This window comes from Streptomyces sp. NPDC037203, from assembly GCF_055605065.1.
This window is the reverse complement of the sequence record NZ_JBVJUC010000008.1, coordinates 288,482-303,759: the sequence shown is the minus strand read 5'-3', so window position 1 is coordinate 303,759 and position 15,278 is coordinate 288,482. Positions and strand designations below refer to the sequence as shown.

Below are 15,278 nucleotides of genomic sequence, written 5' to 3'. Positions count from 1 at the left end.
ATCGGAAAACTTGGGTGAGCTCTCTGGCTGCCTAGCGGCTGCGCGGGTCGAGAGCGTCGCGGAGACCGTCGCCGAGCAGGTTGAACGCGAGGACGGTGATGAAGATGGCGAGGCCGGGCACGATCATGTACTGGGGATCGACCTGGTAGTAGGTGACCGCTTCGCGGAGCATGCCGCCCCAGGAGGCCTGCGGGGGCTGGATGCCCACCCCGAGGAAGCTCAGGGACGCCTCGAAGAGGATGTTGGTCGGGATGAGCAGCGTCGAGTAGACGATGATCGGGCCGACCAGGTTCGGCATCAGCTCGCGGAAGAGGATGTACGGCGCCTTGGCGCCCATGCCGCGGGCCGCGTCGACGAACTCGCGCTCGCGCAGGGCCAGCGTCTGGCCGCGCACGATCCGGCCCAGATAGGGCCAGTTGAAGAAGCCGATCACGAAGATGAGCACGGCGAGGTGGAGCGGAAGACCGTTCAGACCGAAGGCGCCGCCCTGGAGCGTTGCGGAGATCGCGATGGCGAACAGGAGCAACGGGAAGGCGAGGAAGGTGTCCATCAGCCGGCTGATGACCGAGTCGACCCGGCCGCCGTAGTAGCCCGCGATCACGCCCATGATCGCGCCGATCACGTTGGACAGGATCGTGGCGCCGAAGGCGACGACCAGCGAGACCCAGGAGCCCTCCAGGACGCGGGTGGCGATGTCCCGGCCGAACTTCGGGTCCACACCGAGCGGGTGGGCCATGCTCATCCCGCCCATGCCGCCCTTGGGCAGCGAGGTGTCGGGGACGATCAGGTCCTGGTGGAAGGCGTTGGGGTCGAGGCCGAAGGCGGCCTGGAGCGGGCGCGAGAGGATGGCCAGCAGGATCAGCAGGATCACGACGACTCCGCCGGCCACGGCGGCTCTGTCGCGCTTGAAGCGGGTCCAGGCGATCTGGCCCAGGGAACGACCCTCGATCCGCCCCTTGTCGGCTCCCGCGAGCACAGCCTCAGGCTGCGCGTCGGCTGCCGCCCCGGTGGTCTCGATCGGTGCGGTCACGATGTGCGACCCCTCTCGCCGGTGGTGACCGGCCTGCGCTGCCGCGGTTTGCGGCTTTGTCGACTTGCAAGCGAACACGAGTTCTGAAGGCTCGTGGTCTGAGTCGGGAGTCTTCAGCGTCCTCGCGATCACTCGCCAGAGCTGACGGTGAAAGTATGCGCAACCGTGATGCACAACGGAGGATTCCGTTATCCGGACAGTGGGTAACGGCCCCCGGACAGGGGCTAGTTGGGACACACCGGCGTAATGCCGCGGTTCGGGAGGTAGGGCGGCAACGGCTCCGGAAGCGGCGGAAGCTCAGTAACCGCCGTGCACCGGTGGATAGCCGTAGCCCGGCACGGGGGCCTGGAGCTGGGGTCCGGGGCGGCCGGCGGGGGCGGGGGCGTGGGCCTCGCGGTCGTAGAACGGGCGGGCGTTGGCGCGCATCCACATCACGACCGGGTCGTGGTCGTCGGTCAGCGCGACCGTGGACACGGGCAGGCCCTCGGGGACCGCGGTGACCGAGCTCTGCATCATCGCGCGCACCGAGTCGACCGCGGCGGGCGAGCTCTCGTACAGGTCCAGGCCGATGGCGAGGTACGGCGCACCGAGCGCGGGCTGGACCCAGGCCCGGCGCAGGGAGCGCAGGGCGGGGGTGCGGTGGGCGTGCTGGGTGAGCAGGGCGTAGAACTGCGGGATCTCGATGCCGGGTTCGGACAGCCGGAGGGGTCCGGCGGGCTGGCGGTCCAGGCCGGTGGCGATGCGGCGCAGGTCCAGCCAGGGGATGCCGACGCCGCCGCCGGGGGCGTGCGGGTTGAGCCAGAGGCCGTAGTGGTCGGGGTAGAGGGTGCGGGCGACGTCCAGGCCGTCGGTCACCTCGTACGAGCGGTTCCAGCCACTGGCGGACAGTTCCTGGGCGGAGGTGACACAGGGCGCGTAATGGCAGCCGTCGACCTCCATGTCTCCGTACTGCGCGTCCGGGGAACCGGCCTGGCCGTGCCAGAGCAGCATCCAGATCTGGCCGGCGGCGGGGGTGGCGAGGGCGCGGAGAAGGGCCTCGTAGGCGTCGTAGCGTCCGGGCGTGACGTGGCGGAGCGTGTGTTCGACGCTTCCGCTGTGGGTGGCGCTCACCTGGTCATGCCCTTCTTCTCCATCGTGCCCCGCGTGTGCAGACAGCTTATGCGCCGACGGGCACGGGGCCCGTTGTCCGTTCGCCCCGGCCGGGGCTAGCGAACGTAGAAGGGCCGGACGCTTGACTTCAGCCATTCGGCCACCGGGTCGTCCGTCACGTCCAGCAGGACCAGGTTGACCGGCCAGGCGGTGGGGACCCGCGCGAGGGCGCGGCCCAGGGCTTCCAGGGGCAGGGCGCGGAAGTCGCCTTCCCACTGGGAGAGTTCCACGCCGACGAACATGACCGGGTCGGCGTTCTCGATGGCGGCCAGGCAGCGGCGGGCGGTGAGGACCACGCCGGTGGCGGCGAACTCGGCGGAGGCGGCGGAGAGGAAGTCGACCGGGTCGACCTGCCAGTCGGGCTCGAAGAGGCGGACGCGGCCGCCGCCGGCGGGGCCGTCCAGCGGGGTGCGCCCGGCACGGCACAGCTCGGCGACGGCCTCGGGGGGCAGCGGGATGCCGACCGTGCCGCCGGGGTTGACCGCGATGCCGGCCTGCGGGGGCAGACCGCGGGCGAACTCCACGGCCGGGGCGATGGTGTACGACATGTGGGAGCCGACCGCCTGGCGGAACTGCTCCTCGGAGCTGAACACCGGGACGTACGCCTGGCCCTCGATCTCCAGCGTGGGCAGGTCCAGCGGGCCGCTGCCCGGTCCGCCGCCGGACGGCAGCGGCACCCAGACGAAGCTGCGGCCGAGGACCTCGACGATCCGGCCGCCCGCCGCGGGTATGCCGAGGGAGGCCGAGAGCACCTCCTCCAACTCGTTGCCGGGCCAACCGCCGTGCGGGTGGGGGTGCGCCTGTGCCGGGAAGTCCGCGGGAAAGTCCGCCGGGAAGTCCATCTGCCTACCGCCTGCTGGAAACCACTGGTGACCATGAAGGCTAACGGGTACCGGTGACAGAGCCGTACTCCGTGAACACGATCCGCTGTACCGCGTCGGCCGCGGCCCGGTCCAGCAGCACCGCCGAGCCGCAGCCCGCGGGCACCTCGCCCCGCTTGAGGGCGCCGAGCAGCCGGGCGGTCGTACGCCGGTGGCGTTCGAAGGCGCGGCGGGAGACGGTCCGGCCGCGCCGGTGCTGGCCCGCGCGGGCCGTCTCCGCGGGCACGTCCAGCAGGAGCAGGTGCAGGGTGGCGCCGGAGCGGCGGGCGGCGCGGGCCAGCCAGGGGCGCACCCAGGGCTGCGTCCCGCAGTCGTGCACCACCAGCCCCTGGTCCGTGCGCAGGGCGCGGCGCAGGGCCCAGTAGTGCGCGGCGCGCACCAGGGGGCGGTAGAAGGCGTACGGCAGCGGGCGGGGCAGGCGGGCGGCGAAGCGGGCGCGGGTGTCCTGGGAGTCGAGGCGGCGGGTGGCGACCGCGCGGCGCATCAGCGTGGACTTGCCGCTGCCGGGCAGCCCGGTGACCACCACGATGTCGCGGGGGCCGAAGCGGAGGGTGCCGGGGCGCCGGGGCGGCCGGCCGCGCAGATCCAGCACGCCGGGCGCGGGGCGGGCGTGCTCGCGGCGCGCGGGGCTGCCCGGCGCCGGGATGCCGGTCGCGTACGCCATGGTCCTGTCCACCGTGATCGTCCTCCCCTTGTGGTGCGTAATATTCATGCCCAGTGGAAGTAAAGGGAAGGTAATGTCCGGTGTGCCAAGGGGAGGTGCGCGTTCCGCCACGGTTCGGTTACGGATGCGGCCCCTGACGGGCGGGGGCCCGACGTGCAATGATGTGGCCGCCAACTGCATACCGGCCGTTTGAATCCGCGCGGGAGAGTCCCCAGCAGGCTTCGCTGGGGCGCCGAAGGAGCAAGTCCCTCCCTTGAATCTCTCAGGCCCCGTTACCGCGCGGGCGAGGCACATCTGAAAAGCGGGCCGCCGCGACGGCGGCCCCACCCAAGGTGCAAGCCGTGGTCGCCCCCGTGGCGGTTCCGGCGAACCTCTCAGGTTCCGATGACAGATGGGGAGGAACGTTCCTCGCCCCATCCCTGTTGCCCTGGGAGACGACCGACCGATGAGCAGTACCGAACTCCGACACACCGCGCTGGACGCCGTGCACCGCTCGCTCGGTGCGACGATGACCGACTTCGCGGGCTGGGACATGCCGCTGCGCTACGGCTCCGAGCGCGACGAGCACGTGGCCGTGCGGACCAAGGCGGGTCTGTTCGACCTCTCCCACATGGGCGAGATCACCGTCACCGGCCCCGAGGCCGCCGCCTTCCTGAACGCGGCCCTGGTCGGCAACATCGCCTCCATCGGCGTCGGCCGCGCCCGCTACACGATGATCGTGCGGGCCGACGGCGGCATCCTGGACGACCTGATCGTCTACCGGCTCGCCGAGTCCGAGTACCTGGTCGTGGCCAACGCCTCCAACGCCCAGGTGGTCCTGGACGCGCTGGCCGAGCGCTCCGGCGGCTTCGACGCCGAGGTCCGCGACGACCGGGACGCCTACGCGCTCCTCGCCGTCCAGGGCCCGGCCTCCCCCGGCATCCTGAAGTCCCTCACCGACGCCGACCTGGACGGTCTGAAGTACTACGCCGGCCTGCCCGGCACCGTCGCCGGCGTCCCCGCGCTGATCGCCCGCACCGGCTACACCGGCGAGGACGGCTTCGAGCTGTTCGTGAAGCCCGAGCACGCGGTCGAGCTGTGGCAGGCGCTGACCAAGGCCGGCGAGGGCGCCGGCCTGGTGCCCTGCGGACTGTCCTGCCGGGACACGCTGCGCCTGGAGGCGGGCATGCCGCTGTACGGGCACGAGCTGACCACCTCGCTGACCCCCTTCGACGCCGGGCTCGGCCGTGTGGTCAAGTTCGACAAGGAGGGCGACTTCGTGGGGCGCGCGGCGCTCGCCGAGGCCGCCGAGCGCGCCGCGCAGAACCCCCCGCGGGTCCTGGTCGGCCTGATCGCCGAGGGTCGTCGGGTGCCGCGCGCCGGGTACCCGGTGGTCGCGGACGGCAAGGTGGTCGGCGAGGTCACCTCCGGCGCCCCCTCCCCCACCCTGGGCAAGCCGATCGCCATGGCCTACGTGGACGCCGCGCACGCCGCGCCCGGTACCGAGGGCGTCGGCGTGGACATCCGCGGCAGCCACGAGCCCTACCAGGTCGTGGCGCTGCCGTTCTACAAGCGCCAGAAGTAGACAGCGAGCCCCCTTGCGCCCCGCCCCGCCGGGCGGTGGCGTGACCCTGCGCACATTCGCCCGCCCACCGGCGGTGACCGCGCTCCCCCCGTCATCAGCACTCCCGCGCGTACAGGAGAATTCAGGACATGAGCAACCCCCAGCAGCTGCGCTACAGCAAGGAGCACGAGTGGCTGTCGGCCGCCGACGACGGCGTCTCGACGGTCGGCATCACCGAGTTCGCGGCCAACGCGCTCGGCGATGTGGTCTACGCCCAGCTCCCCGAGGTCGGCTCCACCGTCGAGGCGGGCGGGACCTGCGGTGAGCTGGAGTCCACCAAGTCGGTCTCCGACCTGTACTCCCCGGTCACCGGCGAGGTCACCGCGGTCAACGAGAACGTCGTCGACGACCCGTCGCTGGTGAATTCCGAGCCCTTCGAAGGCGGCTGGCTGTTCAAGGTACGCGTCACGGAGGAGCCGGGCGACCTGCTCTCCGCCGCCGAGTACGACGCCCACATCGCCGGCTGAGGAGTCGTAGCCGTATGACTGTCCTGAACACGCCCCTGCACGAGCTGGACCCGGAGATCGCCGCCGCGGTCGACGCCGAGCTGCTCCGCCAGCAGTCCACGCTCGAGATGATCGCGTCCGAGAACTTCGCGCCGCTCGCGGTGATGGAGGCCCAGGGCTCGGTCCTCACCAACAAGTACGCCGAGGGCTACCCCGGCCGCCGCTACTACGGCGGCTGCGAGCACGTCGACGTGGCCGAGCAGATCGCCATCGACCGGATCAAGGAGCTGTTCGGCGCCGAGTACGCCAATGTGCAGCCCCACTCCGGCGCCTCCGCCAACCAGGCGGCCCTGTTCGCGCTGGCCCAGCCCGGCGACACCATCCTGGGCCTGGACCTGGCGCACGGCGGCCACCTGACCCACGGCATGCGGCTGAACTTCTCCGGCAAGCAGTTCGACGTGGTCGCCTACCACGTGGACGAGGAGAGCGGCCTGGTCGACATGGCCGAGGTCGAGCGGCTCGCCAAGGAGCACCGCCCCAAGGTGATCATCGCGGGCTGGTCGGCGTACCCGCGCCGGCTCGACTTCGCGGAGTTCCGCCGGATCGCCGACGAGGTCGAGGCGTACCTGTGGGTCGACATGGCGCACTTCGCCGGCCTGGTCGCCGCCGGTCTGCACCCGAACCCGGTCGAGTACGCGGACGTGGTCACCTCCACGACGCACAAGACCCTGGGCGGCCCGCGCGGCGGCATCATCCTGGCGAAGCAGGAGTTCGCGAAGAAGCTGAACTCCTCCGTCTTTCCGGGCTTCCAGGGCGGCCCCCTGGAGCACGTGATCGCGGCGAAGGCGGTGTCCTTCAAGGTCGCGGCCTCCGAGGAGTTCAAGGAGCGCCAGCGCCGTACGGTGGACGGTGCCCGCATCCTCGCCGAGCGCCTGACGGCCGACGACGCGCGCGCGGCCGGGGTCGACGTGCTGTCCGGCGGCACGGACGTGCACCTGATCCTGGTCGACCTGCGCGCCTCCGAGCTGGACGGCCGGCAGGCCGAGGACCGGCTGCACGAGGTCGGCATCACGGTCAACCGCAACGCCATCCCGAACGACCCGCGCCCCCCGATGGTCACCTCGGGCCTGCGGATCGGCACGCCCGCGCTGGCCACCCGCGGCTTCACGGCCGAGGACTTCGCCGAGGTCGCGGACGTGATCGCCGAGGCGCTCAAGCCGTCGTACGACGCGGAGTCGCTCAAGGCTCGGGTCAAGGCCCTGGCCGACAAGCACCCGCTGTACCCGGCCCTGTCCAAGTGATTCCCCGGTGGGGCACCCACCGCCGGGTGCCCCACCACTGCCCCAAGGAGTGACCGTGGCCATCTCGGTCTTCGACCTGTTCTCGATCGGCATCGGCCCGTCCAGCTCCCACACGGTCGGCCCGATGCGCGCGGCGCGCATGTTCGCGCACCGGCTGCGCAACGAGGAACTGCTGGCCTCGGTCGCCTCCCTGCGCTGCGAGCTGTACGGCTCGCTGGGCGCGACCGGACACGGCCACGGCACCCCCAAGGCGGTGCTGCTCGGCCTGGAAGGCGATTCCCCGCGCACGGTCGACGTGGAAACCGCCGACGACAAGGTGGAGTCGATCAAGCGCTCGGGGCGCCTGTCGCTCCTCGGCGAGCACGAGATCGCCTTCTCCTTCGACGACGACCTGGTCCTGCACCGCCGCAAGGCCCTGCCGTACCACGCCAACGGCATGACGATATGGGCGTACGACGCCTCGGGCGCGGAGCTGCTGACCAAGACGTACTACTCGGTCGGCGGCGGCTTCGTGGTGGACGAGGACGCGGTCGGCGCGGACCGGATCGTGCTGGACGACACGGTCCTGAAGTACCCCTTCCGCACGGGCGACGAGCTGCTGCGCCTGACGAAGGAGACCGGCCTGTCGATCTCCTCCCTGATGCTGGAGAACGAGCGGGCCTGGCGCACCGAGGACGAGATCCGCGCCGGCCTGCTGGAGATCTGGCGGGTGATGCGGGGGTGCGTGCAGCGCGGTCTGACCCGTGAGGGCATCCTGCCGGGCGGCCTCAAGGTCCGCCGCCGCGCGGCCGTCTCCGCGCGCCAACTGCGCGCCGAGGGCGAGCCGTTGGCGCGTGCGATGGAGTGGATCACGCTCTACGCGATGGCGGTGAACGAGGAGAACGCGGCCGGCGGCCGGGTGGTGACCGCCCCGACGAACGGCGCGGCCGGCATCATCCCCGCGGTGCTGCACTACTACATCAACTTCGTGCCGGGCGCGGACGAGGACGGCGTGGTCCGCTTCCTGCTGGCCGCGGGCGCGATCGGCATGCTGTTCAAGGAGAACGCCTCCATCTCCGGCGCCGAGGTCGGCTGCCAGGGCGAGGTCGGCTCCGCGTGCTCCATGGCCGCCGGCGCCCTCGCCGAGGTCCTGGGCGGCACCCCCGAACAGGTGGAGAACGCCGCCGAGATCGGCATGGAGCACAACCTGGGCCTGACCTGCGACCCGGTCGGCGGCCTCGTCCAGATCCCGTGCATCGAGCGCAACGGCATGGCCGCGGTGAAGGCGGTCACGGCGGCCAAGATGGCGATGCGCGGGGACGGTTCGCACATGGTCTCCCTCGACAAGGTCATCAAGACGATGAAGGAGACCGGCGCGGACATGTCGGTCAAGTACAAGGAGACCGCGCGGGGCGGGCTCGCGGTGAACATTATCGAGTGCTGACATTTACACGGCCGGTCCGCGGAACAATCATGGCTTCCATGGACCGACCGAGTCAGCTCATCGAGTGCGCGGAATTCGCCCTCCGGCGTTTACGGGACGAGCGTGATTTCGCTCAACTGTTCACGCTGATAGCGGAATCCAGGGATCATCTGCGGCCGTGGATGCCCTGGGTCGACGGTCACGACGAGCGGAGCACGCGGGAACTGCTGGCGCGCTCCGAGGCGAAGTGGGAGAGCGGGGAGCTGTACAACTACGCCGTCGAAATGGGCGGCCGGCTCCTCGGGATGTGCCAGGCGTACCGCGCCGAGCCCCGTGGGCTGCGGCTGGGGTACTGGCTGCATCCCGCGGCCGTGGGGCGGGGCATCGCGACGCGGGCGACGGCGGCGCTGGCCGGGGAGCTGTTCGCGCTGCCGGACGTGGACCACCTGGAGATCGTGCACGATCTGGCGAACGCCCCCAGTCGCGCCGTTCCGCGCCGGTTGGGCTTCACCGAGCTCCGGCGTGAGCAGGCGCCTGTGCCGGCGGCGCCGTCGGGCTGCGGTATCGATGTGATCTGGCGTCTGAATCGCCCCGCGACCGGGGGCAAGTTTCCGGGGGGCCCTGCGGGGGGCACACACTCTGCATGCTCCACGGCATCGACGTAAGTGCTTTCCAGTCCACGTCATATGACACGGACGGCCTTTCCTTCGTCTTCATGAAGGCGACCGAGGGCCGTTCGTACGTGAACCCCCGTCTCACCGCGCAGACCAAGACCGGCCGCGACGCCGGACTGGTCATGGGTTTCTACCACTTCCTGTGGCCGGGCGATCTTTCCGCCCAGGCCGACTACTTCCTCCAGCACGCGCCGGAGCGCGCCGGTGACATCCTCGCCGTCGACTGGGAGCCCACCAGCGACGGTTCCCATGCCAGCAACGCGGAGAAGGACTCCTTCATCCGCAAGCTGAAACAACTGCGCCCGCACAACCGGGTCGTGCTCTACACCAACAGGGACTTCTGGCTGAACATCGACCGCACCTCCTACGCGGGCGACGGCCTGTGGATCGCCGACTACGTCACCGCGGGCAAGCCCCGCATCAAGGCCAAGTGGCGCTTCCACCAGTACGCGAGCCAGCCCCTCGACAAGGACGTGGCCGACTTCCCCTCCAAGGCGGCGCTGAAGGAGTGGGCGGCCGGCTGACGCACGCAGGGGTGCCCGTTCCCGTAAGACGGGGCACCCCTGCCGGCCCGTGTCACTTGTTCAGGTAGGTCCAGAACTCGTCGAAGGACAGGACCCGGTCGCCGTCGAGGTCACGGGACTTGATGATGGCCTCCGCGACCGTGTCGGTGACGTTCCAGTCGCCGCCCTGCGCCAGGGCGGACTTGAACTCGGCGGCGGTGACGAAACCGTCTCCGTCCGCGTCGATCCGCTGGAATTCCTTGCGTGCTTCCTCGATGTCCGCCACCGATCCGCCCCTTTTGTTCGTTTTTCTTGTGCCGTGCAGGCGTACTGACGCTGGTCAGATTAGCTGTCCGTGCGGGCACGCAGTGCCGCGACCACCCAGGCGAAGTCCTCGGCGTGCGGCGGCGCGGGGGCCCGGTTGACCAGGGCGACGAGTTGGCGGTAGCGGGCGACCCGGTCGTTGAAGCCGGCCGCCATGCGCTCCAGGACGTCCTCGTGGGCCGCGTCGCCGAAGAGGTCGTGCAGGACCGCATCCGCCTCCGGTGACTCGGGGGCGATGCCCCGCTCGCGGGCCGGGGCCACCAGTTCCACCAGCCGCCTGGCGAACCAGAGCGAACGGCCGCGCCTCTCCCCCGGCGCCCCGTCCGCCGCGTTGAGTTCCATCGCCCGGCGCATCTGCGCGCGGAACTCCGGGTCCTGGAGCATCTCCGCCAGCTCCACCCACGCGTCCACCTCCTCGGGCGTGGGGTCGTCCGCCAGGTCCACCGTGGTGGCGCGCAGCCGCTCCTGCACCTCGGGGTCCACCGCGTCGAGCCCCTGGAGGGCCTCCGCCACGAAGTCCGCCACGATCCGCTGCCGTTCGGCCGCCGACAGCCGGGCCAGTCTGTTCATCAGGGTCGTCTCCCGCTCACTCGAACCACGTCTGGCGACCGACGACAGCACCGCACGGGTCACCTTCAGCGACTTGATCTGCGCGTCCAGCGCGGCCACGTGCGCCGCCGCGACCTGTGCCACGGTCCGCTCCCCGGTCAGCACCCGGCGCACGTCGTCCAGGCCGAGCCCCAGCTCGCGCAGGGTCCGGATCAGCTCCAGCCGGGCGACGCTCGGGGTGTCGTACAGCCGGTAGCCGCCCGAGGAGCGGGTCACCGGAGCGAGCACGCCCTCGTCGGACCAGTAGCGGATGGTGCGCACGGTCAGTCCGGTGGCCCGCGCCAGCTCGCCGATGGTGAGAAGTCCGGTACCGTCGTCGCTCATGTCCGGAAGTCTGGACCTTCCAGCGGGTGGAGACTCAAGGAGGCGTCGTGGCGAGCTTGCGGGAGATTCTCGACGGTGCGGGGCGGGGCGTGTTCCCGCCGTCGGACGGGCGTACGACGGTCCTGCCGCAGCCCTCGCCGCGGCACGCGGGCGTGCTGGCGTTCACCGCGCACTCCGTCGTCGTCACCGACGAGGATCCGGCGTGGGTGTACGAGGCGCTGCGCGGCCCGGACTGCGATCCGCTGGCCGCCGCCCTGCACCCGCGCTTCCTGGCCGCGCTGCTGGAGCGGACCGGGCGGCGGGCGGAGACGGTCGACGCGGTGCTGGCGGCGGGCCCGCTCCCCGGCGCGCCCCCGCTCGCGCTGACGGAGATCCGGGACGCCGGCCATCCCCGCGTCCGCTACGCCCGCGAGCGCCGCGAGGCGGTGCGGGCCTGGCGGGCGGAGGGCGGGGTGCTGGTGACGGGGCGTGGGATGGCCGGGCGCCTGGAGGTCTCGGTGGAGGTGGACGAGGGGGCGCGGAAGGGTCTGGGGCGGCTGCTGGCGGGCGCGGCCCGGCACCTGGCCGGCGAGCCGCTGTGGGCGCAGGTGGCGCCGGGGAACGCCCGGAGTCTGCGGGCGTTCCAGGCGGCCGGTTACGAGTCCGTCGGCGCGGAGCTGCTGCTCCAGCCCCCCGCCTCAGCGGAAGACGCCCGTGTGGCCCAGTGAGTAGCGGCCCGGCTGGGGGTAGACCGCGAGGCCGTGCGGGCCGCTGCCGACCGGGATGCGGGCCAGTTCCCGGCCGGTGCGGGTGTCGATGGCGTACACCTCGGCGTCGTAGCGGCCGGACAGCCACAGGACCTTGCCGTCGGCGGAGACGCCACCCATGTCGGGGCTGCCGCCGCCGGGCAGCTCCCACTTCTTGGTGAGCTTGTTCCGGGCGAAGTCGAAGACGGAGATGCTCCCCTCGCCCCGGTTGGAGATGTACATCTCGCGGGAGTCGCGGCTGACGTAGAGGCCGTGCGCGCCCTTGCCGGTGGCCAGGAAGGACGGCTTGGTGAAGCGGTCGCCGTCCAGGACCCACACCCCGTTCGCCATCATGTCGGCGATGTAGAAGCGCTTGCCGTCCGGGGAGACCTTGACGTCCTGCGGCATGGAGCCGTGCACGGGCAGCTTCTGCTGGCCGACCACCCGCATCCCCGCGGTGTCGACTTTCAGGATCTCGCCGCTGAACTCGCAGGAGACGATGAAGTAGCGGCCGTCGCGGGAGAAGTCCGCGTGGTTGACGCCGTAGCAGCCGACCGGCACCGCCTTGACGGTCTTCATGGTGTGGGCGTCGCGGAAGACGAGCTGGCGGTCCATGGAGGCCATGACGACCGCGTACTTGCCGTCGGGCGTGAAGTACAGGTTGTACGGGTCGTGCACGGCGACCGGCTTGCCCGCCTTGCCGGTGCGCGGGTCGAGGGGGGTGAGGCTGTTGCCGAGGTCGTTGTTGACCCACAGGGTCTTCAGGTCCCAGGAGGGCACCACGTGCTGGGGCTGGCGGCCGACCGGGATGGTGTCGATGACCTTGTACGTCGCAGGGTCGATGACGGTGACGGTGTCGGAGTTGGTGTTGGGCACGTACACCCGCGAGGGGAAGTCCCTGACCACCGGGGAGAGCATGCCGGGCCGGTCCGCCGCGTAGACGTCCGCGGGGTCCTGGACCGGGGGCATGCCGGGCAGCACGTTCACCCGCGCCTGGTCCACCTGGGGCTGCACCGGCGGCTTGCTGCCGGGGCTCTGGGTCTCGTGCCGTGTGCCCTGCCCGCTGCACGCGGACACCAGGGCCAGGGCGGCGAGGGCGGCACCGGCGGCCAGCCGGCGGGCGGCTTTCGTGGTTCGCATCAGCTCAGCAGCTCCGTGGTGGTGACGGCGCGCAGGTGACGGCGGCCGAGTTCCGTGAGGACGTCGGGGAGAGCGGCGACCGTGTCCTCGTACCCGAAATGCAAACTCACCACCGAGCCCTCGCGCACCTCCGAGAGGACCTTGCGGGTGACGGCGGCGGCGCCGGGGCGGGTGTAGTCGAGCGAGTCGACGTCGTACGACAGTACGTGCGGGTAGCCCGCTCGGCGGGCCAGTTCCGCCACCAGCGCCGAGGCGGTCGGGGAGCGGGAGGGGCGGAACCAGGTGCCGATGGAGCCGGTGAGCCGGCGCAGCCGGTCGGCGCAGTCGGTGATCTCCTTGCGGGCGTCGGCCTCGGCGAGGTCGTTGACGGAGATGTGGTGCTGGGTGTGGTTGCCGAGGTCGTGGCCGCCGTCGAGGATGCGGCGGGCGATGCCGGGGTGTTCGTCGAGCCAGGTGCCGACGGCGAGCACGGTGAGGCGGGCGCCGTGCCGTTCGGCTCTGGTGAGCAGGGTGCGGGCGAGGTCCGGGTCGCCCTGGCCGTGGAAGGTGAGCGCGACCTGCGGGCGGGTGCGCGGGCCGTGGGTGATCTGGGCGGGCTGGCCGGGGTAGGCGCGGGGGGCCGGGGCGGGGGACGCCCGCACGGCGGTGGAGGGTGGCTGCGGGGTGGCGGTGGGGGCGGTCGGGGCGGCCGTTCCGGTCGCGCAGCCGGCGGCGAGCGCGCCGCCCGCGAGCAGTCCGGCGCCCGCGCGCAGTGCGTCACGGCGGTTGGTGGTCGTCACGCGCGCCATTTAAGGGATGAAAGGTAAGAAACACGCGTTTTGTCCGAATCGACGTCCGGGGGCGCGCCGCGGCCGCCGCCTACCGCTCGTTCACCCGGATCTCGAACCACGTCGTCTTGCCGCGCGGCAGCAGATCGACACCCCAGCGGTCGGACAGCTTGTCGACCAGGAACAGGCCCCGGCCGCTGACGTCCAGCTCCTGGACCGGCATCAGGCAGGGCAGCCCGCGGGAGGGGTCGCGCACCTCGACGCGCATCCAGCCGGGGCGGCAGCGCATGCGCAGGCCGAAGACGCGGGCGCCGGTGTGCCGTACCGCGTTGCCGACCAGTTCGGACACGAGCAGGACCGTATCCTCGGTCAGCTTGGGGCTGAGCCGCCAGGTGCGCAGCACGACGACCTGGGCGAGACGGCGGGCGGTGGCGGCGGATTCCGGGCGGGAGGGCAACTGCACCTCGCGCTCCGTCGGATTGCCGAACAGTTCGAGCGCCTTGAGCGCCTGTTCGTCCTCGACCGTGGGCGACCAGCGCGCCGCGGATGCACGGCTGTGTCCCCGCGGCTGTTCGATGCCCTCCAGCCCCGCCATGCCCCCATGATGGCCGTCGCAAGGCGCCTTGGGGGCCGTTCCCGAGGAATACGCCCCTCGTACGCCCCCGTTGCACACCGCGCACCGGGCATATGCCGACGGCATGTCACTGGCCGGTACACCCCGGCTGAGCTGCGAGGACGACTCACTTCCGGGCAATCGCGGGGCTCCCTCGACCGGACAGACTTAAGGGTGCTTTAAGGCTCCCATAATCCGCCCCATCGAGGGACCCGTATGAGACGACACGTCAACTGGTGGTGGACTCAAGGGAGTTCGGTACACGTTTCAAGGAACTCCGAAGGGTCTTCACCAACGCAGCATCGTCTAAAGGAACTTGGCCTTGCCAGGCCCCTCCTCCACGAAGCTGCGCATGCCGCGCTCGCGGTCCTCGGTGGCGAACAGACCCGCGAACCAGTTGCGTTCGACGGCGAGTCCGGTGTCGATGTCGGTCTCCAGGCCGACGTCGACGGCCTCCTTCGCCGCGCGCAGCGCGACGGCCGGGCCCTGGGCGAGCCTCGCGGCCCAGGCGTGCGCCTGCTCGTAGACCTCGGCGGCCGGCACGACCCGGTCCACCAGGCCGATCGCGAGGGCCTCGTCGGCCTTGACCATGCGGCCGGTGAAGATGAGGTCCTTGGCCTTGGAGGGGCCGACGAGGCGGGGCAGGCGCTGGGTGCCGCCGGCGCCGGGGATCAGGCCGAGCAGGATCTCGGGCTGGCCGAGCTTGGCGTTGTCGGCGGCGATGCGGAAGTCGGCGCACAGGGCGAGTTCGCAGCCGCCGCCGAGGGCGTAGCCGGTGACGGCGGCGACGACGGGCTTGGGGATGCGGGCGACTGCGGTGAAGGCGTCCTGGAGGCCGCGGGAGCGCAGGACCATCGCGGTGTGGTCCATGTTCTGCATCTCCTTGATGTCCGCGCCCGCCGCGAACACCCGTTCCCCGCCGTAGATCACCACGGCGCGCACGTCCTCGCGGCGCGTGGCCTCCTCGGCGAGTTCCCTCAGCCGGTCCTGGGTGGCCACGTCCAGCGCGTTCATCGGGGGGCGGTCGAGGCGCAGGGTGCCGACGCCTTCGGCGACATCGAGTGTGACGGTCATACGGCTCAGGTTAACGGCGACTAACGGCGGCGGGCCCGGTGCCGTAGGT

General features: G+C 71.4%; 17 protein-coding genes and 2 riboswitches. Of the genes, 7 read left to right on the top strand and 10 right to left on the bottom strand.

What is annotated here, in order from left to right; all coding sequences use genetic code 11:
• Positions 1-31: 31 nt before the first annotated feature.
• The 4 genes from ACZ7EC_RS23065 to ACZ7EC_RS23050 form a co-directional block, all read right to left on the bottom strand.
• Positions 32-1,030 (bottom strand): ABC transporter permease, encoded by a 999-nt coding sequence (locus ACZ7EC_RS23065; RefSeq protein ID WP_471065217.1) that lies wholly within the window; start codon positions 1,028-1,030, stop codon positions 32-34.
• A gap of 297 nt (positions 1,031-1,327) precedes the next feature.
• Positions 1,328-2,140 carry an enhanced serine sensitivity protein SseB C-terminal domain-containing protein gene (locus tag ACZ7EC_RS23060; RefSeq protein ID WP_471065215.1) on the bottom strand — a complete coding sequence of 271 codons (813 nt, stop codon included), beginning with the start codon at positions 2,138-2,140 and terminating at the stop codon, positions 1,328-1,330.
• 95 nt (positions 2,141-2,235) lie between these two features.
• The gene (locus ACZ7EC_RS23055) at positions 2,236-3,021 is read right to left on the bottom strand and encodes an enhanced serine sensitivity protein SseB (protein WP_471065213.1); all 786 of its coding nucleotides are present in this window, start codon (positions 3,019-3,021) and stop codon (positions 2,236-2,238) included.
• Between the two features lie 40 nt (positions 3,022-3,061).
• Positions 3,062-3,736, bottom strand: coding sequence for an AAA family ATPase (locus tag ACZ7EC_RS23050; RefSeq protein WP_471065211.1), 675 nt, complete (start codon positions 3,734-3,736; stop codon positions 3,062-3,064).
• Positions 3,737-3,914: 178 nt separating this feature from the next.
• Positions 3,915-4,012, top strand: a riboswitch (glycine riboswitch).
• Positions 4,013-4,125, top strand: a riboswitch (glycine riboswitch).
• A 44-nt stretch (positions 4,126-4,169) separates the two neighbouring features.
• On the opposite strand from ACZ7EC_RS23050, the gene gcvT reads away from it, so the two are divergent.
• The 6 genes from gcvT to ACZ7EC_RS23020 all read left to right on the top strand — a co-directional run bounded on the left by gcvT (position 4,170) and on the right by ACZ7EC_RS23020 (position 9,674).
• Positions 4,170-5,288, top strand: coding sequence for a glycine cleavage system aminomethyltransferase GcvT (gene gcvT / locus ACZ7EC_RS23045; protein ID WP_471065209.1), 1,119 nt, complete (start codon positions 4,170-4,172; stop codon positions 5,286-5,288).
• Positions 5,289-5,416: 128 nt separating this feature from the next.
• A complete protein-coding gene (gene gcvH / locus ACZ7EC_RS23040; protein WP_471065207.1) occupies positions 5,417-5,794 on the top strand; it encodes a glycine cleavage system protein GcvH in 378 nt (125 codons plus the stop codon).
• 14 nt (positions 5,795-5,808) lie between these two features.
• Positions 5,809-7,074, top strand: a complete 1,266-nt coding sequence (gene glyA / locus ACZ7EC_RS23035; protein WP_471065205.1) for a serine hydroxymethyltransferase — start codon at positions 5,809-5,811, stop codon at positions 7,072-7,074.
• A 55-nt stretch (positions 7,075-7,129) separates the two neighbouring features.
• Complete coding sequence (locus ACZ7EC_RS23030; RefSeq protein WP_471065203.1) at positions 7,130-8,497, top strand: L-serine ammonia-lyase; 1,368 nt, start codon at positions 7,130-7,132, stop codon at positions 8,495-8,497.
• A gap of 29 nt (positions 8,498-8,526) precedes the next feature.
• On the top strand, positions 8,527-9,141 hold the full coding sequence (locus ACZ7EC_RS23025) for a GNAT family N-acetyltransferase (RefSeq protein ID WP_471065201.1): 615 nt from the start codon (positions 8,527-8,529) through the stop codon (positions 9,139-9,141).
• On the top strand, positions 9,120-9,674 hold the full coding sequence (locus ACZ7EC_RS23020) for a glycoside hydrolase family 25 protein (RefSeq protein WP_471065199.1): 555 nt from the start codon (positions 9,120-9,122) through the stop codon (positions 9,672-9,674). Before ACZ7EC_RS23025 ends, ACZ7EC_RS23020 begins: the two co-directional genes overlap by 22 nt.
• Before the next feature lie 52 nt (positions 9,675-9,726).
• On the opposite strand, the gene ACZ7EC_RS23015 is transcribed toward ACZ7EC_RS23020, so the two are convergent.
• Together ACZ7EC_RS23015 and ACZ7EC_RS23010 are read right to left on the bottom strand one after the other, a co-directional pair.
• On the bottom strand, positions 9,727-9,939 hold the full coding sequence (locus tag ACZ7EC_RS23015; RefSeq protein ID WP_471065197.1) for an EF-hand domain-containing protein: 213 nt from the start codon (positions 9,937-9,939) through the stop codon (positions 9,727-9,729).
• Between the two features lie 59 nt (positions 9,940-9,998).
• On the bottom strand, positions 9,999-10,910 hold the full coding sequence (locus ACZ7EC_RS23010; protein WP_471065195.1) for a MerR family transcriptional regulator: 912 nt from the start codon (positions 10,908-10,910) through the stop codon (positions 9,999-10,001).
• A 47-nt stretch (positions 10,911-10,957) separates the two neighbouring features.
• Here ACZ7EC_RS23010 and ACZ7EC_RS23005 point away from each other — a divergent pair, with 47 nt between their 5' ends.
• Positions 10,958-11,617: a GNAT family N-acetyltransferase gene (locus ACZ7EC_RS23005; protein ID WP_471065193.1), complete on the top strand. Its 660-nt coding sequence runs from the start codon at positions 10,958-10,960 to the stop codon at positions 11,615-11,617.
• Here the strand turns inward: ACZ7EC_RS23005 and ACZ7EC_RS23000 are convergent.
• The 4 genes from ACZ7EC_RS23000 to ACZ7EC_RS22985 all read right to left on the bottom strand — a co-directional run bounded on the left by ACZ7EC_RS23000 (position 11,588) and on the right by ACZ7EC_RS22985 (position 15,229).
• Positions 11,588-12,775: a YVTN family beta-propeller repeat protein gene (locus ACZ7EC_RS23000; protein WP_471065191.1), complete on the bottom strand. Its 1,188-nt coding sequence runs from the start codon at positions 12,773-12,775 to the stop codon at positions 11,588-11,590. The genes ACZ7EC_RS23005 and ACZ7EC_RS23000 overlap by 30 nt on opposite strands.
• Positions 12,775-13,563, bottom strand: coding sequence for a polysaccharide deacetylase family protein (locus tag ACZ7EC_RS22995; protein ID WP_471065190.1), 789 nt, complete (start codon positions 13,561-13,563; stop codon positions 12,775-12,777). Before ACZ7EC_RS22995 ends, ACZ7EC_RS23000 begins: the two co-directional genes overlap by 1 nt.
• Before the next feature lie 70 nt (positions 13,564-13,633).
• The gene (locus ACZ7EC_RS22990) at positions 13,634-14,242 is read right to left on the bottom strand and encodes an ATP-binding protein (RefSeq protein ID WP_471065188.1); all 609 of its coding nucleotides are present in this window, start codon (positions 14,240-14,242) and stop codon (positions 13,634-13,636) included.
• A gap of 219 nt (positions 14,243-14,461) precedes the next feature.
• Positions 14,462-15,229, bottom strand: coding sequence for an enoyl-CoA hydratase/isomerase family protein (locus ACZ7EC_RS22985; RefSeq protein ID WP_471065186.1), 768 nt, complete (start codon positions 15,227-15,229; stop codon positions 14,462-14,464).
• Positions 15,230-15,278: the final 49 nt, after the last annotated feature.